The 22,717-nt window shown below is 44.9% G+C and carries 22 protein-coding genes; 21 read left to right on the forward strand and 1 reads right to left on the reverse strand.

From position 1 onward, the window contains the following. Positions 1-303: hypothetical protein (locus tag L975_RS16565; protein WP_156121240.1), on the reverse strand; the 303-nt coding region annotated here is incomplete at its 3' end. A gap of 32 nt (positions 304-335) precedes the next feature. Here L975_RS16565 and L975_RS16570 point away from each other — a divergent pair. The 21 genes from L975_RS16570 to L975_RS16670 all read left to right on the forward strand — a co-directional run bounded on the left by L975_RS16570 (position 336) and on the right by L975_RS16670 (position 22,583). Continuing rightward, a complete protein-coding gene (locus tag L975_RS16570) occupies positions 336-2,021 on the forward strand; it encodes an LPD7 domain-containing protein (protein WP_047709354.1) in 1,686 nt (561 codons plus the stop codon). Between the two features lie 7 nt (positions 2,022-2,028). Then, on the forward strand, positions 2,029-2,526 hold the full coding sequence (locus L975_RS18370) for a hypothetical protein (protein WP_072033094.1): 498 nt from the start codon (positions 2,029-2,031) through the stop codon (positions 2,524-2,526). Between the two features lie 12 nt (positions 2,527-2,538). Then, the gene (locus L975_RS16580; protein ID WP_230400825.1) at positions 2,539-3,252 is read left to right on the forward strand and encodes a DotI/IcmL/TraM family protein; all 714 of its coding nucleotides are present in this window, start codon (positions 2,539-2,541) and stop codon (positions 3,250-3,252) included. Positions 3,253-3,269: 17 nt separating this feature from the next. After that, positions 3,270-4,262 (forward strand): DotH/IcmK family type IV secretion protein, encoded by a 993-nt coding sequence (locus L975_RS16585; RefSeq protein WP_047709355.1) that lies wholly within the window; start codon positions 3,270-3,272, stop codon positions 4,260-4,262. A gap of 3 nt (positions 4,263-4,265) precedes the next feature. Beyond that, on the forward strand, positions 4,266-5,510 hold the full coding sequence (gene traO / locus L975_RS16590) for a conjugal transfer protein TraO (RefSeq protein WP_052181560.1): 1,245 nt from the start codon (positions 4,266-4,268) through the stop codon (positions 5,508-5,510). A gap of 12 nt (positions 5,511-5,522) precedes the next feature. Beyond that, complete coding sequence (locus L975_RS16595; protein WP_047709356.1) at positions 5,523-6,305, forward strand: hypothetical protein; 783 nt, start codon at positions 5,523-5,525, stop codon at positions 6,303-6,305. A gap of 9 nt (positions 6,306-6,314) precedes the next feature. Then, entirely contained in the window at positions 6,315-6,842 is a 528-nt protein-coding gene (gene traQ / locus L975_RS16600) for a conjugal transfer protein TraQ (protein WP_047709357.1), read from the forward strand. A gap of 26 nt (positions 6,843-6,868) precedes the next feature. Beyond that, positions 6,869-7,252 (forward strand): DUF6750 family protein, encoded by a 384-nt coding sequence (locus L975_RS16605; RefSeq protein ID WP_047709358.1) that lies wholly within the window; start codon positions 6,869-6,871, stop codon positions 7,250-7,252. A gap of 59 nt (positions 7,253-7,311) precedes the next feature. Further along, positions 7,312-8,256, forward strand: coding sequence for a hypothetical protein (locus L975_RS17410; protein WP_052181561.1), 945 nt, complete (start codon positions 7,312-7,314; stop codon positions 8,254-8,256). Between the two features lie 24 nt (positions 8,257-8,280). After that, a complete protein-coding gene (locus L975_RS16615) occupies positions 8,281-11,370 on the forward strand; it encodes a conjugal transfer protein (protein ID WP_047709359.1) in 3,090 nt (1,029 codons plus the stop codon). A gap of 16 nt (positions 11,371-11,386) precedes the next feature. After that, the gene (gene traW, locus L975_RS16620; RefSeq protein ID WP_047709360.1) at positions 11,387-12,580 is read left to right on the forward strand and encodes a conjugal transfer protein TraW; all 1,194 of its coding nucleotides are present in this window, start codon (positions 11,387-11,389) and stop codon (positions 12,578-12,580) included. Next, positions 12,580-13,095: a conjugal transfer protein TraX gene (gene traX / locus L975_RS16625; protein ID WP_047709361.1), complete on the forward strand. Its 516-nt coding sequence runs from the start codon at positions 12,580-12,582 to the stop codon at positions 13,093-13,095. Before traW ends, traX begins: the two co-directional genes overlap by 1 nt. 61 nt (positions 13,096-13,156) lie before the next feature. Continuing rightward, complete coding sequence (locus L975_RS16630; RefSeq protein ID WP_047709362.1) at positions 13,157-15,304, forward strand: DotA/TraY family protein; 2,148 nt, start codon at positions 13,157-13,159, stop codon at positions 15,302-15,304. 95 nt (positions 15,305-15,399) lie between these two features. After that, positions 15,400-15,651 (forward strand): type II toxin-antitoxin system Phd/YefM family antitoxin, encoded by a 252-nt coding sequence (locus tag L975_RS16635; RefSeq protein WP_047709363.1) that lies wholly within the window; start codon positions 15,400-15,402, stop codon positions 15,649-15,651. After that, a complete protein-coding gene (locus L975_RS16640) occupies positions 15,648-15,914 on the forward strand; it encodes a type II toxin-antitoxin system RelE/ParE family toxin (protein WP_047709364.1) in 267 nt (88 codons plus the stop codon). Before L975_RS16635 ends, L975_RS16640 begins: the two co-directional genes overlap by 4 nt. A 13-nt stretch (positions 15,915-15,927) precedes the next feature. Continuing rightward, on the forward strand, positions 15,928-16,602 hold the full coding sequence (locus L975_RS16645) for a hypothetical protein (RefSeq protein WP_047709365.1): 675 nt from the start codon (positions 15,928-15,930) through the stop codon (positions 16,600-16,602). Positions 16,603-16,651: 49 nt separating this feature from the next. Further along, complete coding sequence (gene excA / locus L975_RS17415; RefSeq protein WP_052181562.1) at positions 16,652-17,329, forward strand: plasmid IncI1-type surface exclusion protein ExcA; 678 nt, start codon at positions 16,652-16,654, stop codon at positions 17,327-17,329. An 83-nt stretch (positions 17,330-17,412) separates the two neighbouring features. Continuing rightward, positions 17,413-18,669 carry a hypothetical protein gene (locus tag L975_RS16655; RefSeq protein WP_047709366.1) on the forward strand — a complete coding sequence of 419 codons (1,257 nt, stop codon included), beginning with the start codon at positions 17,413-17,415 and terminating at the stop codon, positions 18,667-18,669. Positions 18,670-18,673: 4 nt separating this feature from the next. Beyond that, positions 18,674-19,708, forward strand: a complete 1,035-nt coding sequence (locus L975_RS17420) for a DsbC family protein (protein WP_052181563.1) — start codon at positions 18,674-18,676, stop codon at positions 19,706-19,708. Between the two features lie 4 nt (positions 19,709-19,712). Continuing rightward, on the forward strand, positions 19,713-22,055 hold the full coding sequence (trbC, locus tag L975_RS16665) for an F-type conjugative transfer protein TrbC (RefSeq protein ID WP_047709367.1): 2,343 nt from the start codon (positions 19,713-19,715) through the stop codon (positions 22,053-22,055). 87 nt (positions 22,056-22,142) lie between these two features. Then, positions 22,143-22,583, forward strand: a complete 441-nt coding sequence (locus tag L975_RS16670) for a hypothetical protein (protein ID WP_047709368.1) — start codon at positions 22,143-22,145, stop codon at positions 22,581-22,583. Positions 22,584-22,717: the final 134 nt, after the last annotated feature.

Raw genomic sequence — 22,717 nt, forward strand, 5'->3', positions numbered from 1 at the left:
CGGCAGAGCCGGATAAACCAGAACCGGCAGCAAGTGAACCAGAGCCAACGGCAGAGCCGGATAAACCAGAACCGGCGGTAAGTGAACCAGAACCAACCGCAGAGCCGGATAAACCGGAACCAGCGGCAAGTGAACCAGAACCAACCGCAGAGCCGGATAAACCAGAACCAGCGGCAAGTGAACCAGAACCAACAGCAGAGCCGGATAAACCAGAACCGGCGGTAAATGAACCAGAACAAGCATCTCCTGAATCCCCTGAATTAGCAGCAACCTCCACGCCAGAAACAGCCGACCTTGAACCATCTGAATCCGCAACATTAGCGCCTGAATCGGCTATGCCGTTTGATTCAGTTGCTTCTGATGATGTTCCACCGGTTGTCGAGAACGGTTTTAATTTTACCTTCGGTCGTTTGCCTGGTGATGTTAGTCCACAGGAGTCATCGGTAACGCCGATTAATCTGGATGAACTACTTCAGGGTTTAACAAGCCGCCAAGATGGTAAAACTTGGGTGTATTCGCTGGATGGTGAAGATGCTTTCCGAGATTACGGTGACCGTATAGTGATGGCTACGCCAGAATCTAGCGAGAACGACCGCATGATTTTGGCTGCGTTACTATCCGCTAAAGCGAATCAGCGTGGTGCTGTAGAAATCACCGGTAGCGATGATTTTATTCTGCGAACGATGACGCTGATTGCGGATCACAAGATTGATGTGCATTTGAAGAATCCACTGCAGCGGAAGCAGTTTGAAGAGCTATTAAAGGCTCGGGCTGAAAATGATATTCCGCAAAATGGGTTGAATATTGGTGCTGCTGAGACGCCAGATAGTTCGATGGCTCCGGCTCCTGAGTCTGTGGCTCCCGTATCGAATGAACCTATTGCTCAACCAGATACTCCTGCGCCAGTGACTGCCGTTCAGCCTAATGTAGCTCCTACGCCAGTTGCTGCAACTGAGCCTGTAATGAGCGCCCCAAGTAATAAATCAAGTGTTCAATCTGAAACTCCGCCACTTAACGTGCTTGAGCGAGAGGTCTTGCGCACAGGTCTGACCGGGAAGTTACTTGATGCCGGCAAAGCGCCTTATTTGTTCGATGAGAATAAGAGCGAGAGTTTCTATGTGCAGTTGCGGACAAAAGACGGCAATAAGACGTATTGGGGGATTGAACTTCAGCAAGCGCTTGCAGATAGCGGCAAAGAAATTGGAGACATGATTAAGCTGCAGTTTCTCGGCAAAAAACCGGTCACTATTAATGTTCCGAATACGGATGATAACGGAATTGTCACTGGGTTTAAGCCATTGGAGACGCATCGAAATCAATGGGCAATTAAGCCCGCCGAGGATAATCGTTTATTGGTGTCTGACCGGAATGCCGTTGCACCTGCTGAGCTATCAGCCTATGACGGCAATGCATTCTGGACGTTGCAGCAGAATGTTGTTCAATCTGCGCAGCTCTCTGTTTCTGTTGCTCCGCCGACAGGGCATGGCTTGCTTTATACCACGCCTGATGGTGCCGGTTGTGCTACACCGCAATCGCAGCCAGTTAATGTACCGCTGCCAACGCATTCAAAAGCAGCTGGGTCGGTGGTCATGCAGGCGCGAGACGCAAATGGTGATGTGTTGGCGCATTTAGTTAAAGGTCACGGCAATTATCTTCAGGGTGTAGTTCGTCATGAAGGGCAGTTGCAAAATGTCTTAGCCCGAATCTGCAAGGGGAATAATGGAAATACGTGGCTTTCGATAAATGCAGTTCAAGCGAATGGAGATTTGCAGCTTATCGGTCATGCTTCGGCAGTGAATAACGTCGCAAATGGTGTATCCAATTACGATACTTTCGCTTTCCAGATGAAAGGGCCAGACGCGCCTAAATTTGCTGTACCGTTGGTTTCCCCGGAAAAGATCCCGCCGGCCCTGCATAACCAGCTTGGATTCACTCAGGCATACACTCCGCCGAAAGTTGAAGAACCAGCACAGGCACCTCGCATGCAGGCAGCGCCGGCGCACCCTCAACCAACGATGTGAGGTCATCATGTTTCGTCTATTGTGTTCCACGTTCATTTTTCTGGCGTGTGTTTCTGCGGCTGATGCTGCATCGTGTCGTGCGGGGGCTGCTGCTGAAATTGGTAGTCAGGCCGGTTACAACAAGGCGAAAGAGGCAGCGGAGGCGTGGGCGAAACGCCAGAATACAATTTCTGCGTCGCTCGGCGATTGCCTTGGCACTATCTCTACGACAATTACTGCACCGACGTTTCCCAATTTGTCTGATGTACTGAACCAAATTGGGCAAAAGGTCTGTGAGGCCGCACGGGACAAAATCAATGATTATGTCCCGTCCACGATTGATCCGTGGGGTGATTTGACTAACCAGCTAACTAACCAGTTATCGAATCAGCTGTCATCGTACAGTTCGTATGCACCGAAGATTCAATCTCAGCCAATTCAATTGCCGCAGCAAGTAATGCCGGCGGCTTCTGCGCCTCCGAGCTCAAGCAGTGATAAACCCTCTTCTTTCATCTCTCTGAACTGAAAGGACATACTTGTGACTGAAAATAATAAAGCCTCCGAAATGGAGGCTTCATCATCTGCGCCATCTGAAGATTTAGACCATTCACTTGATCCATTTGAGGCAGCGATAGTCGCTCAACAAAAAAATATGTTGAATGCGAAATTTGCACGTACTGCGCTGCAAGTAGCCTTAATTGCTTTATTGCTTCTAGCAATATGGACACCATTTGTCGTTTGGTTGGGAATTAAAGCTGTGGAGAAGGAGACAAAATATTTCGCTACGGTAAATGGCAGTGTGTTAGAGCAGCATCCAACAAGTGAGCCAGCATACTCAGATGATGGCATTATCGATTTTGGAGATAAGCTCATTCGGAAAGGTTTTCAGCTTGATTTCAAGAACTACCGTTCACAAATTAACGACCAGCAGCAAAATTTTTCTGAGTCTGGTTTTAGAAGTTATTATTCAGCGCTGACTAATTCAAACATCTTTAAAAGAGTTGTTGAGGATAAGTTGATTATGTCAGCAAATGTGACTCGAAAAGGCGTAATTTACCGACGTGGTCGTGAAGTCGAGAATGGGCCTTATATCTGGGATGTTCAATATCCCGTGACGCTTAGCTTAGATGGGCAAACAAAAAGTTATCCATCGCAAAACTTTATCTTCACTATTCGTATTCAGCGAGCTGATGTCAACGCGAAACCAATAGGCATTGAAGCAACGTCTGTTGTTACACGTGACGCTCGATAATAAAATTTGGACTTTCTATGAAAAAAAGAATTGTGACAGCAATCATGTTATTGCTGTCATCTTCCTCTGTTATCGCATCTGAATGGGCTCCTGCTCGTACTGCAAGTGTCCAGACTAATACTCAATCGAATGCATCTCCGACGACGTCAGCACAGCCTAATGTGTCAACACCTCAAGCAGACATTACTGCGCCATTGCGTCAAGCCGCACCACCTGCACCGCCTACCGCTGCAGAGGCATGGGCGATGGAACAAGTTAATCCGTTGGGTAGCCAAGCCGGTGTAGAAATGCTGGGAAAAGCAATGGATGAAGCGAGCCGAGGTCGAGCATGGCAAGCAGCAGATGTTGTTCCGCGAATTTCATCGTTGACCGTTAATCTTTCCCCTGGTGCGTCGTTGCCCGTCTTACGGACAACAACATTTCAGGCCAGCTCAGTGATGTTTACTGATAGTACAGGCGCACCGTGGCCGCTAGCTGCGCCGCCTTATAATGCAAACAGCCGGTTTGCGGTGAATTACATTCCTGGCAGTAGCTTAATGTCCGTTCAGGCGACGCGACAGTATGACCGTGGAAATATTACGGTGTATCTGCAGGGGTTGGCTGTTCCCGTCATTATTGATGTGAACAGTGGAGAGCCTGAGAGTAAAGCTAACTCGCGAGTTATTGATATTCGCCTCGATTTACGGATTCCACAGCGTGGCCCTCAAGCGAAAAAAATGCCATCAGGCCAATCAAAAATCGGTCTTAATGATGCAACGCTACAAGCATTTTTAGATGGTGTTCCTCCTAAAGACGCTATTCGATTAAAGAGCCAAGGTGCCATTCCTAATACTCAGGTTTGGCAGATGGGTGATGATCTTTATATTCGGACTCGTAGTGAGATTCGTGATGAATTTGAGCTAACTCAGGCGTCGGGTGACGGTACGTTGTTATATAAACTGCCTCTGACGCCAGAAGTTGCATTCTCACACGCGGGTAAAACGGAATACCTTTCCATTTCTCTGGAGTGATATATGGGCGTAAATGTTGAAAAGGACGTTAGTCGTGATGTAAAGAAAACGGGTGCAATAATTGTTGCAGCTGTTTTGAGTTTATCTTTTGGTATCTATCTTCTGATATCGTGGATGAATACACCACCGCCGGCAGCGTCAAGAATTAATGTGGATAATACGCTTAATGGTACCGGTAAAGATGCTCCTGAATCTCCGCATTACAGGAAGGTTCTAAAAGAAAGTAATGCGGAAGGGGCGAAGCTGGCACAACAAAATAATACCAGTTTCATTGCTTCTCTCGATTCTGGAACGATAAAACAAGAACTACCAATTACACCTCCGCCAGTCTCACCGCCACCGCAAACCACTTCTGTCGCATATTACCCCCCTCAGCCACAGCCAGTACCGGCTCCGGGGATAGATCCTGACCAGAAAAAAGCACTCGAAGCGCTTATCAAGGAGATGGTTACCCAGCGTGCTGCGCCCACGGGCCAACTTGCTACCGTGGCTGGTGTAGTTAATGGGCAAGGTGGAGGAAACAATGCCGTACAGGTTAATCCGTATGCGGAATGGACTGAAAGTTTATCTCCGACTTTTGCTAATGACTCGCAAGCGACTACCGGGCCGAGTGGCAAACAGGATCGCGTGATTATCCCTGCCGGCTCTCGACCTGGCGGCGTGATAGATACTGCCATTGATTCTGATAACACGAGTTCGCAAGTCATTGCGCGTATTCCTGCCGGCAAGTTTGCTGGAGCCATGTTGATGTCAAATGGCGTTCAATTAGCGGGGGATGGTGTCAGCATTCATTTCACCAAAATGACATGGAATCAGGATACATGGCGTGTGGATGTGTGGGCCGCTATGCCTGATTCACTCCAATCATCAGTGGCATCTAGTGTGAACAATCGCTATGCAACACGCATTTTGCTACCTGCAATTGCTCATGGCTTAGGATTGGGAGGGCAGCTTTATGCAAGCGCCAACACTCAAATCTTGAGCAACGGTATGAGTACGATTGAAGGACGAGTAGGGATGCCGGATGGCAAAGCGGTCGCTGGCACTATCTTGGGTGGTGCAGCCCAACAAGCTGGCCAAGTTGTTGCCAACGATGCGCAAAAACTGCCGGTTAAACAAGTCATCGTCGAACGTGGGCAAAGTATTGCGTTGCTGTTTATGTCCGCAGTTAAAGAGAGCGACAGAGAAACAAATACGCCAACAGAAAACACATTCAAACCCGTCAATAACGCTTTCACCCGCCAATAAAAGAGACTTCGTATGGCAGATAAATTTTTTGATGAGGACGTAGAGCCGCATGACCCACTTGTGTCAAAAATTCAAGTGGATAAAGACGATACGCCATCTAAGCCCAAAGCTACTGAAAAAACTAAGAAAGCCCCACTTCAAATTAAGGGATTTAAGGTAAAGGATTTAGCTATTGCCGCTGCAGCTATCGTTGTTTTAGCTGTTTATGTCACATGGCCTGATTCACCTCCACCGAAACAGTTTATCGCTGATGAGCCACCTCAATCTGTACCGGCAAATGACGAGCTGGCATTGCCTTCCCCTGTGCCTGCCGTGGTTGAGCCAGAAAATACACCGGTAGCAGAGGTGAACCCCCCTGAAGTTGCTACACCGGTAGTAGATACACGCCAGCTTGACGAAATCAAGCTATCAGGTGAGGCAAATAAGGAGGCTATTACTGTCTTGGATCGACGAGTCACTGAGTTGGAGCGTCGTTTACTGGCGGCAGAGCGATTGCTGCAGGACTTACAGCAACGTCCAATTGCATCGGTAGCAGCAGCTGCAGCGCCGCGCGCCCAAACTAAATCAGTAGCAAAAAAACGAACTTCGCAGCCGGTTGTTCAACGCACGAACGCTCGCACTACAGCAGGTATTAAGGGATGGAAAGTTCACACTGCATACACAGGGATGGCGTGGATCAGTCATAGCGGCAGCACGTGGGCTGTCCGACCTGGTGATGATATTCAAGGCCTGTCTATACGCAGTATTGATCCCGCACGTCGTGTGGTAGTGACGGATAAAGGCACCATCCGCTAAGGGGGATGTATGGATGCAATTCAGATATTGATCCATGTGGCTGACAATCTGAAAGCTAGCGGACTAAGGCTGATTTTTGCTCTTGGGCTCATGTTTGGCCTTCTCGGTTGTATCGTGACGTTAGCCTCGGTTGTGAGGCAGTCTCGAAGAGGTCAACCGGCAAGTCAGTTAAAAGCGTTCGCATCGATTCTTTTTGGTGTGGCTTTAATTTCTTTACAACAAATGATGAATAAAGCGGCGCATACACTGAGTTTTAATGATGCGCCCTTAAATGCCATTGCTTATGCCCCTGAATCTCTGGGGCAGGCAAAGTTAGCAATTAATGCAGTGCTTACATTATTGAGTACTGTTGGCTGGTTATATTTTTTTATGGGGATATCGAAATGTAGACGTTCTCTTGTTGATGGACATACCGGCTTATCGGCGCGGGAGGATGTATCTTCCGGCCTAGTTATGATGACTTGTGGAATTTTACTTGCGTGTAATCCTCAATTGCTTGATGCGCTGCAAAACACTCTGGGTTTGACCTGGAACTAATTAAATATCAAATGGAGTAGAAAATAATGCGTAATTTAACCTTGGTTGCATCTGTTCGTGTATGGCTGGCTATTGCGTCTCTGCGAGACCGTTTTGTAGCTGTATTAGTGTGGGTGTTTAGCTTTATGGCGTTACCAGCACATGCTGATGATGATCTATTTGGTATGTTTAATGCGGTTGCCGATGGGGCTGAAAAATCAACAGGGAGTTGGATCAAGTTGGCTAAGTTTGGCGGCGTTGCTTGTGTAGTTATTGGGGTTGTTCTGTGGTTGGCCAAGAAGAAAAACCCTCAAATTTCATGGACTGCAATTTTAACCTTTATTGGTGTTGGTTGCATTCTGATTGCCATTGAACAATTCATCAAAAAAGGTCAGAACACCATTCAGTTGAGCCCAGTTAGCATCAGCTAATTAGCCTAATGCCCCGGCATATATGCCGGGGCATTTAATCATCAATAAGGAGTGATGCTTTGAGTCCGTTTCCGGAAAACGTCAGTGTTATTTACCCGGTAATAATTGAACCATGTCTCTCGGATGATGATGCTGATATATCTTCTTCTCGCATTGAATTGAGAGCGCCTGATAATACTGTGTTTAGCCAGTTGGTTGCACCATTGTCCAGTGAGTTTTACTACTGTGGTGTAACGCGAAATGAAGCAGGCTGTGATTGCAATGTAAACTTGCTTTCTTTAGCCAGATTGATGGAACATTTAACGACACTAGAGTCATCGATTCTGACAGAAAACTTGCGTAAAAATGGCAAGCGATGGAAAAAGGTAAAGGTTGAGTATTTACGGTTAACTTTCCCTGTGCGACTGCAAAATTTTGGCATTGAGCAGCAGGTATGGGGGCATGAGTCAAAAACTGTTCCAGCATCGCTACAGCAGCGTGCAGTGGCATTACAGAATAACCACTGTGGTTTTTGTCATTGTCAAAGCAAGCTAAATGTACTTATTTTCAGAGATAACAACCCAGAAAATACGGCTGATAATAATTTAGGATTAGCTTGTCCTGTTTGTATTTATGGCCGTCATTTGAATCAATTAGGTGCAAACGATGGGGTTATGGTGTATTTGCCGGAGTTGGCCCCTGAAGATATTAGCCACTTATTAAGAGCCGTCATTATTGCAAGAAAACAGGGTGATGAACGCCAGAAGCAAGGTGCTAATCTTATTTTGCAATGGTTAACCTCACATAGAAAAGAAACAGAAGCATTCTGGGGTAGCAGTCATCCGGGGGAGTTCGGTCACGCATTAATGCATGCATCAGCCTCTACTCGGGAAGATCTTCAGCAGCGCTTACGGCATATCGCACTTATTCCAAACCCTGAGATTTTGGGAAAACATATCGATGCCGTTGATACCCCTACAACTACTTGGCTTTCCTTGCTGAATCAGTACCACAGTCGTAACTGATTTTGTCATAAGAGAACTCACACCATGAAAAATCCATTAATTGCAGGCATTAAATGCGTGGAAGAAGCGCTAGCCTATGCCTCTCGTTATGCTCTTGGCCATGATTTCACTCAGTATTGCGATTTGCAGACGGTCATAGGCCTAACTGAGGAAGATAAAAAACAGCGGCCAGAAATGAATGCTCCTTACATTTTTGGGACTGAGCATGGGCATTACGCCAGTGTTTTTGAAATTGAAGGGACATATTGTTCTTTCAATGAGCAAACCGCCATCACTGAAGAAGAGAAGCGTGATAGTTCTCTATTTAGTAGCTATGTATCAAAATTGAAACAATCGCTGACTAGCGATTTAAAATCAGTTGGCCATAAACTTAGCTTCGTTTTTGAGCGTGATCCAGAAAAGGCACGTGATGAGTTACATAAATTGTTAGAGCATCAGTATCGCAGTCTTCGTCGAATGGGTCTGGAGAGTTTGACGGATATTCTTGATGAGCGTATTGAGAAGATGGTTCCTTTTCTCGCCCGAGAGCGTGCTTTTCTTGTGGTGTATACCTCACGGAATGTATTTTCAGCGTCAGATCTTCGCGATGAAGACAAGCGACGTAATGAGCTCATGAAGTCTTTGCCTCCTGCTCGTTATGGCCAGAACCCGGTTCTTCATGAATTGGAAGGGCTAAAAATTCGGCATGACACTTTTGTCAGCTCTCTGGAAAAATATTTATATAAAGGTGAAGGACGCGATTTTAGTACGCGTTTACGCTTAATGAATGCGCGTGAGTTTGGTTTTGCGCTTCGTGAGCAGCTGGAGCGTAATAGTTTATCCCCTCGTTGGCGTCCATTTTTACCTGGCGATATTAAATGGCCACATGGATTGCCTAAAGGTAAAGATCATTCTATTTTGTTGTCTCCACACCTGCGCTATCAGCTGTTCAACTGTGAGCCAAAAGTTGATGGTGATTTCGTACATCTCGACGATTATTGGCACAGCACATTAGCGTTATCTCTTGCGCCTCAGTACCCAGAGCCGTTTAGTCAGCTATTTGGGAAGATTAGTTCTCGCATTCCATGGCGAATCCGAATGGATATTATGCCTGATGGTCTTAGTATGCTTGGCGGCAAAAAAGTTGTTCTTAGTATGGCTGCTTTAATTCCGCCGATTAAACCTGTGTACGACTCTGTTGAATGGCTGAAAAGTGTTAATGAGAAAGATCCTGTGTGTGGGATGACAATTAGTGCCAGCACTTGGGGTAGTACAAAACAAGCGGCTAGACGAAATCGCACATTATTGCAAAAAGGGTTACAAGCGTGGGGGGTATGTGAGGTTACGGGAACATTTGGTAATCCAATTGGGGCATGGGTAGCAACGTTTCCTGGTGCAAATGTCTTAAGTATCCCTTCAATGATGTTTCCTCCACTATCTAAAGCACTTGCGTTGTTGCCGCTTCAGCGCCCAGCCACGCCGTGGGCTGATGATGCGAGCATTGTATTTATGACACCGGATGGAAAACCGTTTCCTGTGAAGCTGGCGAGTAGCTTACAGACTAAATTTACAGAGATTGTGGCGGGTGAGCCAGGAACGGGTAAGTCGGTGGCGTTGGGTGCCCTTAGTGAGGCTGTTTTGTTTTCTGGGCAGAATAATTTGCCGTTTCTGTCCTATGTGGATAAAGGATTTTCAGCGCAAGGATTAGTTCGATTAATTCAGGATGCGCTTCCTGCTTCACGTAGGCATGAAGTGGTTGGGATGGTTTTGAGAAATAGTCGAGAGCATTGTAAAAATCCGTTTGATGTTCAGTTTGGGCTGAAGTTTCCGTTGGCTCCAGAAAAAGAGTATATGCTGAGTGTTTGTGAGACGATTTGTGTTAATCCGGAAACGGGCTCGCCTCCAAATGCACAGGATTGCCGTCAGATTTTAAGTAAAGTCATCGATGCTGCATTTGAGAATAATGCTGATATAAATCCAATTCGTTATGCACCAACGATTGAGCCAAGCGTTGATGAGGCTATTGATAAAACTGGATTGCGTAATGAGTTTCAGGATGAGTGGTGGCGAAAAACAACATGGTATGAGCTAAGAGATCTTCTGTTTTTAAAAGGTGAGTTAAAGGCTGCTACACGAGCGCATTATCAAGCTATGCCAGAACTCAGCGACTTACAAACTCATTTGAACAACGAAGATATTCGAGCTCAGTTTGACACGATTACGCGCCACGGTAGCAACGAAAAATTGCTGTCATACATCAGTCGGTGTTTGTCAGATGCATTGAGTACATACCAGATGTTATCTGGTCGAACGATGTTTGAATTAAACCCAGACACACGGATTATTGCGATAGACTTGAACAACGTTGTTGGTGGGAACACGTTAGCGGGTCAGGTTAAAACTGGGTTGATGTATCTTTACGCTGGGCAACTTGCCGCCGGCCATTATGACTTGCCTCAGCATAAAGATGAATTCATGGAAGTGGTTCCTGATATATATAGAGAGTTTCATTATGAGCGACTAACTCAGTTATCTCAGGAGGTGAAAACGAAAATCTATGATGAATTGCATAATGTTAAAGATATTCCATTCATCATTAATAGACTTGTTACCCAAGACTTGGAGAACCGAAAATTCGGTATTCGTACTGTTCTGAGCTCTCAATATTTAAATCACTTCCCGAAAGAAATATTAAAGTCGGCTAACAGCTTGTACTTGATGCAAGTAAGTCATGATGATCTCCCGCTTTTGACTGAGCACTTTAATGTGCCTCTTCATACGGCTCAGCTTTTTAGGCATTTAGGTTCAGGTGCATCACCTGATGGCAGTGGTACTACCTTCTTGGCGTGCTTTCGTTTGAAAACGGGTCGCGTTGTTCAAATACTGAAAAACCCGCTGGGGCCTAAAGAGCTGTGGGCATTGAACTCTTCGCAAAAAGATGCAGCGTTACGTCATTTGCTCTATGAGCGGCTTGATGGGCGTACTGCTCGTAGCATTTTGGCAGAGGCATTTCCAAGCGGTAGTGCTGAGAAACTTATCAACCTTCGACAGAAAGAAGCGAAAGAAACCGACCACAGTAATGTTATTGCTCGCCTAGCGAACGAACTTATCGCTGAGCGTGGTTATAACATTTAACTCTCAAGGTAACCCCATGAAAAAATCTATGCTGGCTGCCTGTGTGGGCAGTCTGATGTTATCTGGTTTTCAGGTATATGCAGTTCCGGTAGAGGTCACAAGTAGCGTGCCTATTTCGACTCAGGTTGTGCCTCAGTTAGGCGCTGCTAATACGACACTGACGGGGATTCTGGCCACTAATCAGCAAATTGGTGGCGCTATCAGTGCGGGTAACGACAAGATTGCATCGATGATCCAGCAATCGACCGAGAATATGCAGCAATATTCGACGTATGCGCAGCAAGTCGAGAACTTAGAGAGTGCTCGGCGTAGTTATACCGTGCCGTCATCAATTTGTAGTGAATCCGCTTCAGGGCAAGCGTCGCAGATAGCGCGCCAAGCGAGCTCGAAGCAGGCAAGTTTAGCGAAGGGCGGCGGAGTGACAAACTCCGCTATTAAAAAGGTACTTAACAGCAAATCTGAAGCGCCTGAAAAGGATTTATTCACCACGGCTAGCATTCATGCCAGTTACTGCACTCAAGAAGATGTGGATGCGTGGGGTGAGCTTTGTAGTGGGGTATCAGATTTGCCGGGTGGTGATAAAGAAATTCGCTCATTGCTCTCTGGTGCAGGGGCTGAAGATAAAGTTCCCGATCTCACCTTTAGCCAGGAGCAAACAGATGCCGCCATGATGTACTTAAAAAACTCGTCACGGCGTAATGTTGGGCGGTCATTGAAAAAAGGTGAGGTCAAAACAGACAGTGGTCGTCAGTACATCGGGATGATGACGGAGCATGCTGCGATTCAAAGTGCGGCAGAACAACCTCAACTGGCGATGGTCGCTGCGAGCCAGCCTAACGAGGCAACTAAAGCGGTATTGGCTGAAGCGCTGCAGACGCCATCAAGTAAGGCATGGTTTGAGCAAAATGCATCAGCTGAAGCGAAGCGAACGGGCATGATGTCATTGCGCGAATTTGAGTCTTTTGAAGTCAATCGTCGTTATGCCAACACGGATTATCTGACGGATCTGCAGGAGATGGAAGGAGACAACTTGATGCGTGAGTCAATTCGGGTGCAGAGCTTACAAAATGCCCTGTTGCTGGGGATCAAACAGCAGCTGCAGGAGAACGCAATCATTTCTGGCCAGCAGTTAAGTTTAAGTAGTGCTCAATATTATCAGCCTCGTCTTGACGAGAAACTACAGCAAGCAGCAGCAGGAGCGATACGCTAATGGGAAAAGTAACTAAAGGAAAAGTAGCTTGGCATGCTGCGAATATTTTTCTGCCTTTATCTGAATCAGCCCGTGTCCTACGGGCGATAAAATACTCTGGTAGTAAGCTGAAAGAGAGAGTGAGCTCGTTTAAGCGTAACAGAAGAAAAAATTCAGACGATATTATTTCGTTTGATGAGGCTGTTTCTGCAAGTGGATATAGCCGTGAGGTTCTAATTTCCAGATATTTAACCAATAAGCGAATTTGGCTTTCATTGGTTGTTATAGCAACTGTAATTTCCATCTCGATACCGATTGTTGGATTTTCATCTGGTGTATTTGTATCGACGGTAGCGATATGTAGAGCACTCAGCATGTTTTTTATGCTGCTTGGTTTTGGTTGTTTGTCATTCGTTAAAGCGTTGGTTTGTCAATATCGTATCTGGCAACTACAAACCTATGAACTTGGGTCGTTCGCTGATTGGAAATCTACCAATCATTGGTTTCAGGATATCTTAAGCTGGAAGCTAGACTGATTTCCTTCATTATCTGTTTGATAGTCATCTTGTAACCTCATCCGTCACGTGAGAACTAACTATGAAAAGATTACTGCTTTTCATGCCAGCATTTTTGCTTGCATGTTTTGCTTTGCCGGCATTTGCAGATAGCGTTAACTTTGATTCAATAAACTCTGCGGCTGTACGAAATACAGATTTATCACGTCAGCTATTAATTATGGTTTTTGGTGATGTGGTAAATAATCCACTGCAGCCAGCTAATGTGAGTTTTATCGGTCAGTTATATGGCGTATTTAATGGCATTATTGCAGGCCTGGCTTTTTTCTGGTTTGTTGCAATAACACTGAGAGCTACAGTTTTAAGCGGGAATCGAGGCCGTGTTTTTGGCCAAGGGAGTACGATGATGTCTCCAGTGTCGTCTCTTGCCGGATTCATGGCATTGGTTCCAACGCCATCAGGATGGTCTATCTCCAATTTGGTTTTTTTGTGGATGGCATCAATTATGGGGGTGGGCAGTGCTAATTTATTAGTAGATAAAGCTGCAGATACCATCATGGATGGACAGTCTATGATTATGCAGCCTGTATCAGGAGAAACAATCACCGCCGCAAGGGGGATATTTGATATGTATCTATGTCAGGCTGCCATAAATAGAGAGCAGTCTATGATGCATCAAGGCGGTGGAAGCAGCACGCCTCCAATGACAGTGCAACGCTCTGCTGATGGCAATGAAATCAAAATAACAAACGGTAGTGCTATTTGTGGTAGCGTGACGCTGCCTAAGACATCAGAAGGAAGAGGGTGGTTTTCATTTAATGTACCTATAAATTCCGGGCCGCTAGAGAATGCACAAAAAAGTGCATTCTCTACAATTAATAGTGAGCTATCTAATAGTGCGGAAAAATTCGTTAATGCGTGGCTTAGTCATCAGAATGGTGACCAGTCGCCGTTACCTGATATTGAGTCTGAGGTTCAGCAAGCTGCTCGGCAGTATGAAGATACTATCAATGCTGCAGCATCCTCGGTTAATAATGAGACTTCTGTTCGTGGCGAGCTATCAGCATACCTTAAACGGAATGGCTGGATCTCATTAGGTGCGTGGTATCAGTCTTTCGCTACAGCAAATCAAAAATTAAATAGTATTGCAAATAAAAGTCCTGTAGTTACTAGCAAATCTACTATTGGTGAGATAGGTGTAGGTCGATTATTTAACGAGATTAAGATTGCGTTAGCCGCGCAGAGAAAAAACTCAACATTTACACCACCTCTCGGATCAGTGAATACTGCAGGTAATAGCAATGTTGATGATGTTCAATCCGCTAACTCTGCTTTGTTGAAAGTGATGAATGGTGCTTATGGAGTTAGGTTTACAAACTTAATCATTAACTCTGTGATGGGAGGTGATAATCCAGATGTTTCAACGCAGAGCAACCCATTGCTGCAGATGAAAGCTATTGGGGATTATACTCTTGGCGCTGCTGAGGCAACCTTTGTTGGGTTTACTGCAGCTAAAGTCTTTGTGGATTGGGGAAATGGTACTGGTGCTGGTAAAATAGTTAATGCTATTTCTGGTGCTGGGATTATGGCTGAAAGTGTTATCGGCGCAATAGCGCCAATAGTATACTTTGTTCTTCTGGTGTTGCTTAGTATCGGGTTTTCCCTGTCAATATTTATCGCGTTTGTTCCTTTAATTTATTGGATAGCGGCAACTACATCATGGCTTTGTAGTGTATTAATTGGGACGACAGCAGGTTCGCTTTGGTCAGCTACTCATATTGGAACGGAAGAAGATAAGGGAAGTCGCGCAAACTATGGTTACGTCTTTCTTATTGATGCCGCAATTAGACCTCCATTAATGGTGTTTGGTTTCTTTTTTGCAAGTCTTGTTATTGTGGCTATTGGCACCTTACTGAACATATTGATGTTGCCTGCTATGGCTAACGTCCAGGCGGATTCGATAACAGGCTTGGTAAGTATTATTGGTATTCTCATGATCTATGCAAGAATGTGCACGCATTTAGTGGAGTCCGCTTTTAGTCTGCAGGTGTATTTGCCTGACTATGTCATTGCATGGCTGGGTGGACGTGAAGCTGCTCAATTGATGAAAGGTGCAGTTGAATCAACTCGCAATATGTTTGCTGGATTTGGCAGTAAGGCTGGTCATGCTCCAGGAATGAAGCGCATGGAGCAGAAAAACACCTCTGGAAATTCAGATGGGTTTCAATGAGTAGATAGCTTGAACAGTATAGCCCTGAAAAGACTTGTTAATAGGTCTTTTCGGGGTATAATAAGTCATGATGTAAGGTTTGATGTGGGGGTTTTATGCCTAATACTATTCATTGCAGTGTGACTGCCAGTGTTACAGAACTAAAAACAAACCCAATGGCTACTGTAAACTCGGGCGATGGGTATCCAGTAGCTATTTTGAATCGCAACCAGCCTGCATTTTATTGTGTTCCTGCAGATCTTTTTGGGAAGATGCTGGCGTACATTGGTGATCAAGAGCTAGCTATCTTGGTCAAAGAGCGTTCAGAACAAACATTGCATGATGTTAATTTGGAGCGTTATCAGTGAGCCTTACTGTAAAGTTTAGAACTGATGCGCTAAAAGAATGGAATGCGCTTAGTCGGCATATTCAAAAAGAGTTTGCTCAAAGAATTAAGATGAGTATAGATACAGCTTCTATAAAGCTAATGGGGGAGTCTGATGTTTATAAAATTGACCTTGGCGCATCAGGATTTAGATTAGCTTACCAGATAATCGATAACACCATAATTATTGCTGCTGTGTCATTCAGTGGTCGTGAGCACAGCGAACTTTATACATTTATGAAATGAATAGGGGATGTAAATGGCTGTTAAGCATATAGACACATACTCAAAAAAGTGGTCTGTAGCTCTGATTGGTACAGTTACTTGGATGTACTTGATCTTCATTTTACCATTGCATACGGCTGCAGTTGGATTTTTATATCCTTATGTTAAGTTTTATGGTTTTCAATCGTCTGACGTAAGGCTTGGTGTTTTTTTGTTAATTACTTTTTGCTTGGTAATGTTTTTGCTGGGTAGAGTTATTCACAAGCAAAATAAAAACATTAAAGCATTCACGAAGTTCTTTAAAGAAAAACATTTCCACGAACCTTCATCTGTTAATGTGGCAAAAAGTTGGACAGGATTAAGTTACCTTTCATTTGACACAAAGAATGGTACATTGCTGTACATCAACCACCCTGACACTACAGTGTTTAACTTCTTTACTGCAAAAGATGTTCGAGTGATGGGGTTTGGCATAAGCGATTGGAGAGCTATTGACGTAGTCGGTAAAACATTAACTATTTATACGGGTAACCCTGATTTGCCATCCGTATCTATTCATACAGCTAAAGCGAATGAACTGTATGAAAAAATCAATGCTATGCGTAATGAGAAATTAGATTATGAGTTCAGCACCCCTGGCTATGTTGAGCATCAAGCTAAGCTAATTGCTGAATCTAATGGAATTAATCTGATTTTGCCTCCGCGCTGATTAAAGCCAAACTAGTAAGAGATTTAGAGATGGGATTAGGACGATACATATGACTGTCAAGCGTATTGATACTTACAGTAAAAAGTGGCCTGTGGCAATTGCTGGCGTTTTGTCTGGTATGTATATGTTTTTTGTGTTGCCATTTCATATACCAGTAGCAATCTATTCCGTTTTTAACTTTGATGAATTTATGAACAGTCGTTATCTTTCAGATAAGTTGATTGCTATATCATCATTTATAGTCCCTTTAGCCATAGCTATAGCGATTAACGCTATTTTAAAACAAAGAAAGAATATAAAGGAATTTGTGTCTTTTTTTTCAGAGACAGGGTTAAGTGAGCCTATGCCTCAAAATGTATCAATGAGCTGGACTGGGTTGGCTTATGTCGCTCTTGATACCAAAATGGGTACATTGCTGTACATCAATCATCCTGATACCAAAATATCAAATTTCTTTTTCCCTAAAGATGTGCGTGTAATGGGATTTGGCATGTATGACTGGAAATCAATTGAACTTGTAGGTAATCAACTCACTATCTATACCGGTAACCCAGAATTACCAGCGGTGACAATTAATACCAGAAAAGCGGCCATGTTGTATGAAAAAATCAATGCAATGCGTGCTAAACAGTGGAGTTATGAGTACAGCATTCCGGGGTATGTTGAGCATCAAGCTAAGCGAATTGCTGAATCTAATGAAATTAATCTGATTTTACCTCCGCGCTGATTCAATCCTAGCTACTTACATCCTTCATTCTGAGGCACCCATTGGGTGCCTCTTCTTTTACTACAACCGTACCAAGGTTTCCTATGGCACAACCAACCCGCAATGATGTTCATTCAAACAATGACTGGACATTGGCTGCTGTTGGCCTGTTCGTTATCGTGGCCATTACAGCTATTTTCTTCCGACAATCGACGATTGAGTTAACAACTACAGTTCTCTACTTCATGTGGGGGATTGCCGATATTCCACGATTTCACGCTGATGCTGTGTGGCGTATAAATTTGCTCGCACAAACGCATAATGCTGCCGAAAACGTTTCATGGTCACAGTTCTTCTCGGTTATGGATGTGACTGCAGGGATTTTGTTAGTTGTTCTATTTCCACTGACTGTCGTTGGTATTATTTGTGTTCGTCGTCACCAAGTCAGTCGAACTAGCCGAGATATCACAATCGAAACGCTCCCGAAGATCATGGCGCACTTTTCACCATCGATTATTCCTGCACTGTGCTACGGTGATAAGAAATCATTGTTGCTCAATGTCGATCCGGAAGAGCACAAAAGCGCGATGACGCCTGATGAGTTTGCTGTTGAACATAAACTCGTAGTGAATAACCGGTTAAACCGAGAGCGCACCGAAAAGTTATTTGCTGAACAATTGGGCCAACCGATGCGAAAGGATGGCACCGAATTTGAGCAATTTAATGATCATGAGCGAGCAATGTTCGCCATCTTCGGTTTACAGCATTTTCTTGATAAGCGAGAAGAGGCCGAGAAATTGCTGGATGACTTGAATCGTTCGGTACTTAAATCAGATCGTAAATACCGCAACAAAATCGGCTATCCAAACCTCTTATTGGCTAACGCTGCGTTCAAAAAGGTCACCGCTTCAGATGCTGCACAAAGTTGGATTAAGCAATTTAACTATGTGCGTACCGCGATTACTGCTTTACATGACAATGATCTGCATTTACCTACTCGCCGATTTCGTTGGTTAAAAGGACTGGACAGAACGCTGTGGTATTCCCTGGCTTCCTCGGGCCGACCTTGGCCATTTGTTGAGGGCGCTGGCGTTGTTAGCCAAGCGCAGTGGGAACGTTTAGCTGCTCACTATCGTGTCCGCTTGAGTAAGCCAATTATGACTCTGGCTATCGATGGGCTTGAACAAGATTTGCGAAATATCGGTGCGGTGATTGATGAAACAACACTGGCATCTCCCGCTATTAATGACGAAGAAGAGGAAGACTACGACGATGAATGCGATCAATCGTCTCCTGATAATGCTTCAGAAGAAAACCATGTTCACCGTCACGTACATTCCTTCCGACCAAAAATGAGATAACGCCATGTCTACACATAATATTAATGACACTTCTGTTGAAATCTGTGGCCAACATCTGTTGATGCGGTCAGGTGATAAAGTTTTATTAAATCTCCACTTCCCGAAATCGGAACACTATGCACTGAAATTGGAGTGTGATGAGGCTCATAGTGAGTATCGTATAGTGATGTATCCGGCTTTATGCGGTTCGACTAAGTTATTTGAGACTACGAACGCTGAGTTAGCGCACCATGTAATGCAGCTCATCTCTGATGCTTTGTTGAAAATGTCCGATGACTTAGCAGTAGAGGTGCCACCAAAACGCATTAATAAAAGTGTATTGGCAATTTCTGGCGTCATGTTTATGTTTTTGGTTGGGTCGTGGGTGTATTCGTTGACTGACTCTTCTCGCGCTGAAATTCCTGTCATGGAGCCAATATTAGACCAAAGACAACCACGGTTCGTACCTGAGCTACAAGCACCGCAACAGCCAATGCCGGCACCTGAACCAACCGTTTCAATAAAACGCGCTACGCTTTCAGCCGAGGACGCTGCTGAAGCTCGACAACTGTTAGCTTCTCGTCTGAAAAACGGGGCCGAAAAACAAGAATTTACCATTCGACTTTCTTCTGACCATCCTCGCTCACTTTATGTCTTCTCCGATCCTGCCTGTTCAAACTGCCGAGTTTTTGAACCGACAGTTCAGGCGCTATCGCAAGAATATAACGTTGAGATTTTCCCTGTAACGCTTATCGGTAAAGCGCGAACGGCTGAGCTCGTTGCACCAATGCTGTGCGCTCCCGCTGAAAAGCGAGCGCAGATGTGGGGCAAGCTCTTCGACCTGAGTGCTGGGATGCTGAACCCGTCAGCACCTGCTGAATCAACGGCAGCGTGTGAGGCTGGGTTGAATGCCTTGGCGCGTAACGATTTGGCATTCGACATGTATCGCTTCCCTGGAACACCAACGGTGATTAGCGACGATGGTCGCTTGATCCCATTGCAAGCAATGACCAGTGATGTTGCGTTGCGTGCATTTCTGAATGGTGCGGCAAAGGAGTGATGTAATGGCTATGAATGGACGTAATGGGCCGGTGGAACGCCGGCTGATAAGCCGACAAGTCCAAAGTAAGTTAGCGGAAAGGTTATTGCTGTCGCCGTTTACGGTACAGCTTACTCTGGTGTTATCTCTTGTAGCCGGCGTCCTATCGCCGGCTACACTGCTCGTCTCGTTGCCAATTTGTATCGGCATGATGATTGCGTTTAATGATCAACGATTTCGCTTGCCACTGCGGATACCGATGGATGTGGGTGGATTGGATGAATCAACGGATCGGGAATTAAGTTGGAATATTCCACTCCTTAATTTAAATATACCTTGGCCAAAGCGTGATAAGGCGGCTGGTATATTGTGTTTGGGGATGGGGCGCGTAAAAGATCGTGGCAAAGAGCTCTGGCTTACAGCCTCGGATGCGCTACGACATATGCAAATTATGGCGACCACCGGGGGTGGTAAAACCGAAACACTGTATTCGTTGTATCTCAACTCGCTCTGCTGGGCCAGAGGCTGTTGTATCTCTGATGGTAAAGCACAAATCGACCTTGCTGTGGCAACCTGGTCGATGGCTCGACGGTTTGGCCAAGAAGATGAGTGGCATGTACTGAATTTTATTACGGGCAATGATGACCGTTTCAAAAAGCTGATCGCCGGGGATAAATCTCGACCGCAGACCAACTCAACTAATCCATTCGCCTATGGCAGTCCGACCTTTATTATTCAATTGATGGAGTCATTACTACCGGCGGGGAATGGTAGTGATGAGGGGTGGAAAGATAAGGCCCGGGCCATGATGAACGCCCTGATTTATGCTCTATGCTATAAGCGTGCGCGTGACAACATTATGCTGACGCAATCAGTGATCCAATCTTATCTACCCCTGGTTAAGTTTGTTGGTTTGTATCGTGAAGCATTAGATGAAGGCTGGCACGAAGACGGCTATAAACCCATGGAAAACTACCTAGCTAATCTGGCTGGTTTTGATATGAAGCTGGTTAGTCGGCCTAGCGAATGGTCACAGGGTGCATTGGATCAACACGGCTACTTGATACAGCAATTTACTCGTATGTTGAGCATGTTCAATGACACCTATGGCCATATCTTCCCCAAGGATGGTGGTGATATTGATATGCAAGATATTTTGCATAACGATCGCACACTTGTTGTCCTCATTCCTGCCTTGGAGCTTTCAGATAACGAAGCTGCGACGTTAGGTAAGCTGTATATCTCTGATATACGAATGAATATTGCGAAGGATCTCGGCAGTAAAATTGAGGGGTCACCTGAACACACGCTGACGGTGAAGAAGTTCGCGAGCAAGTTTCCATTCATGCTGCTCTGTGATGAAGTGGGTTACTATTTTGCACCTGGCCTGGATAAATTAGCGGCTCAGATGCGTAGTTTGCGTTATATGCTAGTTATCCTGGCTCAGGACATTCAAGCCATGATGCGACACGGCAAAGAGGTGCATTCCGTTAATGCTAACCTAGGCACCAAGCAATTCATGAAGACGGAGGATACCGAAGATACATTAAAAATGATCCGGGCGGTTGGTGGTACAGGTCAGTACGCAGAACAGCGAACCATGGATCGTACCAGCATAGGTAGCTATCAGGATGTTGATAGAGTTGAGTTCCGCGACAGAGACAATATTGAGTTACCTGAGCTTAAAGCACTGAAATCCGGCGAAGGGATTCTTGTTTTTGAGGATCAATTGGTTCGTAGTAACTCTATCTACATTCCCGATAACGAAAAAATCTCATCCAAACTTGAAGTCAAAATAAACCGTTTTGTCCCAATCAAAAGACCTGGCTTTAGTGACCTATGTATTGAGATCCCAGCAGCTGCGCGACGCCGACCGGTATCGCAAGAAAAGATAAATAATATCTTGGATATTTGCAGGACAACGGCACCGGATGAATGGCATGGGCGATTGAATGCGCGGTTAGTGGATAAAACCTTGCTGGCGTTAACTTCTCTAACGACTGATATTGATAACCGAAATGATGTTGTTTACACGGAAGAAGAGCGGGGAGCGCTGCTGTTTGAGACTGCTGTTAGAGAGCTGACTGAAAACGGAGGCCGTTATCAGTGGTTACGGGAGCAGGAAAATATTCGGATTTCCAAGAAGCGTATTGAAGAAGCGCATAAAAATAACGCCAGTGCAAATTCTACAACAGAGCAGGTAGCTGACGCTATGCAGCCAAATCAGGCACCAGAACCGACGCCTGAGCATTGTGATATGCCGCCATTTGTCGAAGATGATGCAGGGCAAGGCGACTGGTATCAGGACGTTGCTGGCTATGATTATTCTGATGACTTTATCTCTCCCACAGATTTAGAACGCTTCTAATAGTCCCTGCTTTGTGATTACAAGCCGGCTAGCTATGTTTAGCCGGCTCATTATCTTTTTTGTCTCTCAACTTGTTTAGGTCATGTAATGAAAAAATTCTTTGATAAATTATTCGGTTTTTCATCATCAAAAAAAGAGCGTAATGAAATTGAATTGGATCGATTTCATCATTTATTCAACGCTAAATGGGATCGTGCACTGCGCATGCTGATGGCGAATGGAACAGTTATAAAATTGTGTAACGCTACTCTAGAAGTAGAACTGGATGGTGTTGTTTATAGCGTGTGGATTGCCAATAAATATTATAGCTATGGTTATTTGTATGAAAAGAAAATAGGCGGTGGAGAATGGATTAAAACCCCATCCTGTATTAAATATAGACCATCGCGGTCAACGATGTTAAAGTTATCTTTGCTTGTGCAAGATTATAAAGACATCTTGCATAACGAGCACTACGGTAATGAAGACGCCAAACGCTACGGGGCGCTGAATAAGCGCAAACGTGCTTCTATGGGTAAAAATCAATAGCCGCACACTCCACACGTATCGTGTATCCGTTTGGCGTTATAAATACATTTTTCAACAATAATACATTGTCTATATCGCTAGCCTTAACAATCCGCTGGCCTTATTTGTCACATCGTACAGAAGTATGATTGAGG

The organism is Plesiomonas sp. ZOR0011 (genome assembly GCF_000800945.1).
Lineage (GTDB): Bacteria > Pseudomonadota > Gammaproteobacteria > Enterobacterales > CAMTGL01 > Plesiomonas > Plesiomonas shigelloides.

Bases quoted from the DNA above. Each gene is read 5' to 3' on its own strand.
- L975_RS16570 (WP_047709354.1), top strand. From the start codon at position 336: ATGCCGTTTGATTCAGTTGCTTCTGATGATGTTCCACCGGTTGTCGAG.
- L975_RS18370 (WP_072033094.1), top strand. From the start codon at position 2,029: ATGTTTCGTCTATTGTGTTCCACGTTCATTTTTCTGGCGTGTGTTTCT.
- L975_RS16585 (WP_047709355.1), top strand. From the start codon at position 3,270: ATGAAAAAAAGAATTGTGACAGCAATCATGTTATTGCTGTCATCTTCC.
- traO (WP_052181560.1), top strand. From the start codon at position 4,266: ATGGGCGTAAATGTTGAAAAGGACGTTAGTCGTGATGTAAAGAAAACG.
- L975_RS16595 (WP_047709356.1), top strand. From the start codon at position 5,523: ATGGCAGATAAATTTTTTGATGAGGACGTAGAGCCGCATGACCCACTT.
- traQ (WP_047709357.1), top strand. From the start codon at position 6,315: ATGGATGCAATTCAGATATTGATCCATGTGGCTGACAATCTGAAAGCT.
- L975_RS16605 (WP_047709358.1), top strand. From the start codon at position 6,869: ATGCGTAATTTAACCTTGGTTGCATCTGTTCGTGTATGGCTGGCTATT.
- L975_RS16615 (WP_047709359.1), top strand. From the start codon at position 8,281: ATGAAAAATCCATTAATTGCAGGCATTAAATGCGTGGAAGAAGCGCTA.
- traW (WP_047709360.1), top strand. From the start codon at position 11,387: ATGAAAAAATCTATGCTGGCTGCCTGTGTGGGCAGTCTGATGTTATCT.
- traX (WP_047709361.1), top strand. From the start codon at position 12,580: ATGGGAAAAGTAACTAAAGGAAAAGTAGCTTGGCATGCTGCGAATATT.
- L975_RS16630 (WP_047709362.1), top strand. From the start codon at position 13,157: ATGAAAAGATTACTGCTTTTCATGCCAGCATTTTTGCTTGCATGTTTT.
- L975_RS16635 (WP_047709363.1), top strand. From the start codon at position 15,400: ATGCCTAATACTATTCATTGCAGTGTGACTGCCAGTGTTACAGAACTA.
- L975_RS16645 (WP_047709365.1), top strand. From the start codon at position 15,928: ATGGCTGTTAAGCATATAGACACATACTCAAAAAAGTGGTCTGTAGCT.
- excA (WP_052181562.1), top strand. From the start codon at position 16,652: ATGACTGTCAAGCGTATTGATACTTACAGTAAAAAGTGGCCTGTGGCA.
- L975_RS16655 (WP_047709366.1), top strand. From the start codon at position 17,413: ATGGCACAACCAACCCGCAATGATGTTCATTCAAACAATGACTGGACA.
- L975_RS17420 (WP_052181563.1), top strand. From the start codon at position 18,674: ATGTCTACACATAATATTAATGACACTTCTGTTGAAATCTGTGGCCAA.
- trbC (WP_047709367.1), top strand. From the start codon at position 19,713: ATGGCTATGAATGGACGTAATGGGCCGGTGGAACGCCGGCTGATAAGC.
- L975_RS16670 (WP_047709368.1), top strand. From the start codon at position 22,143: ATGAAAAAATTCTTTGATAAATTATTCGGTTTTTCATCATCAAAAAAA.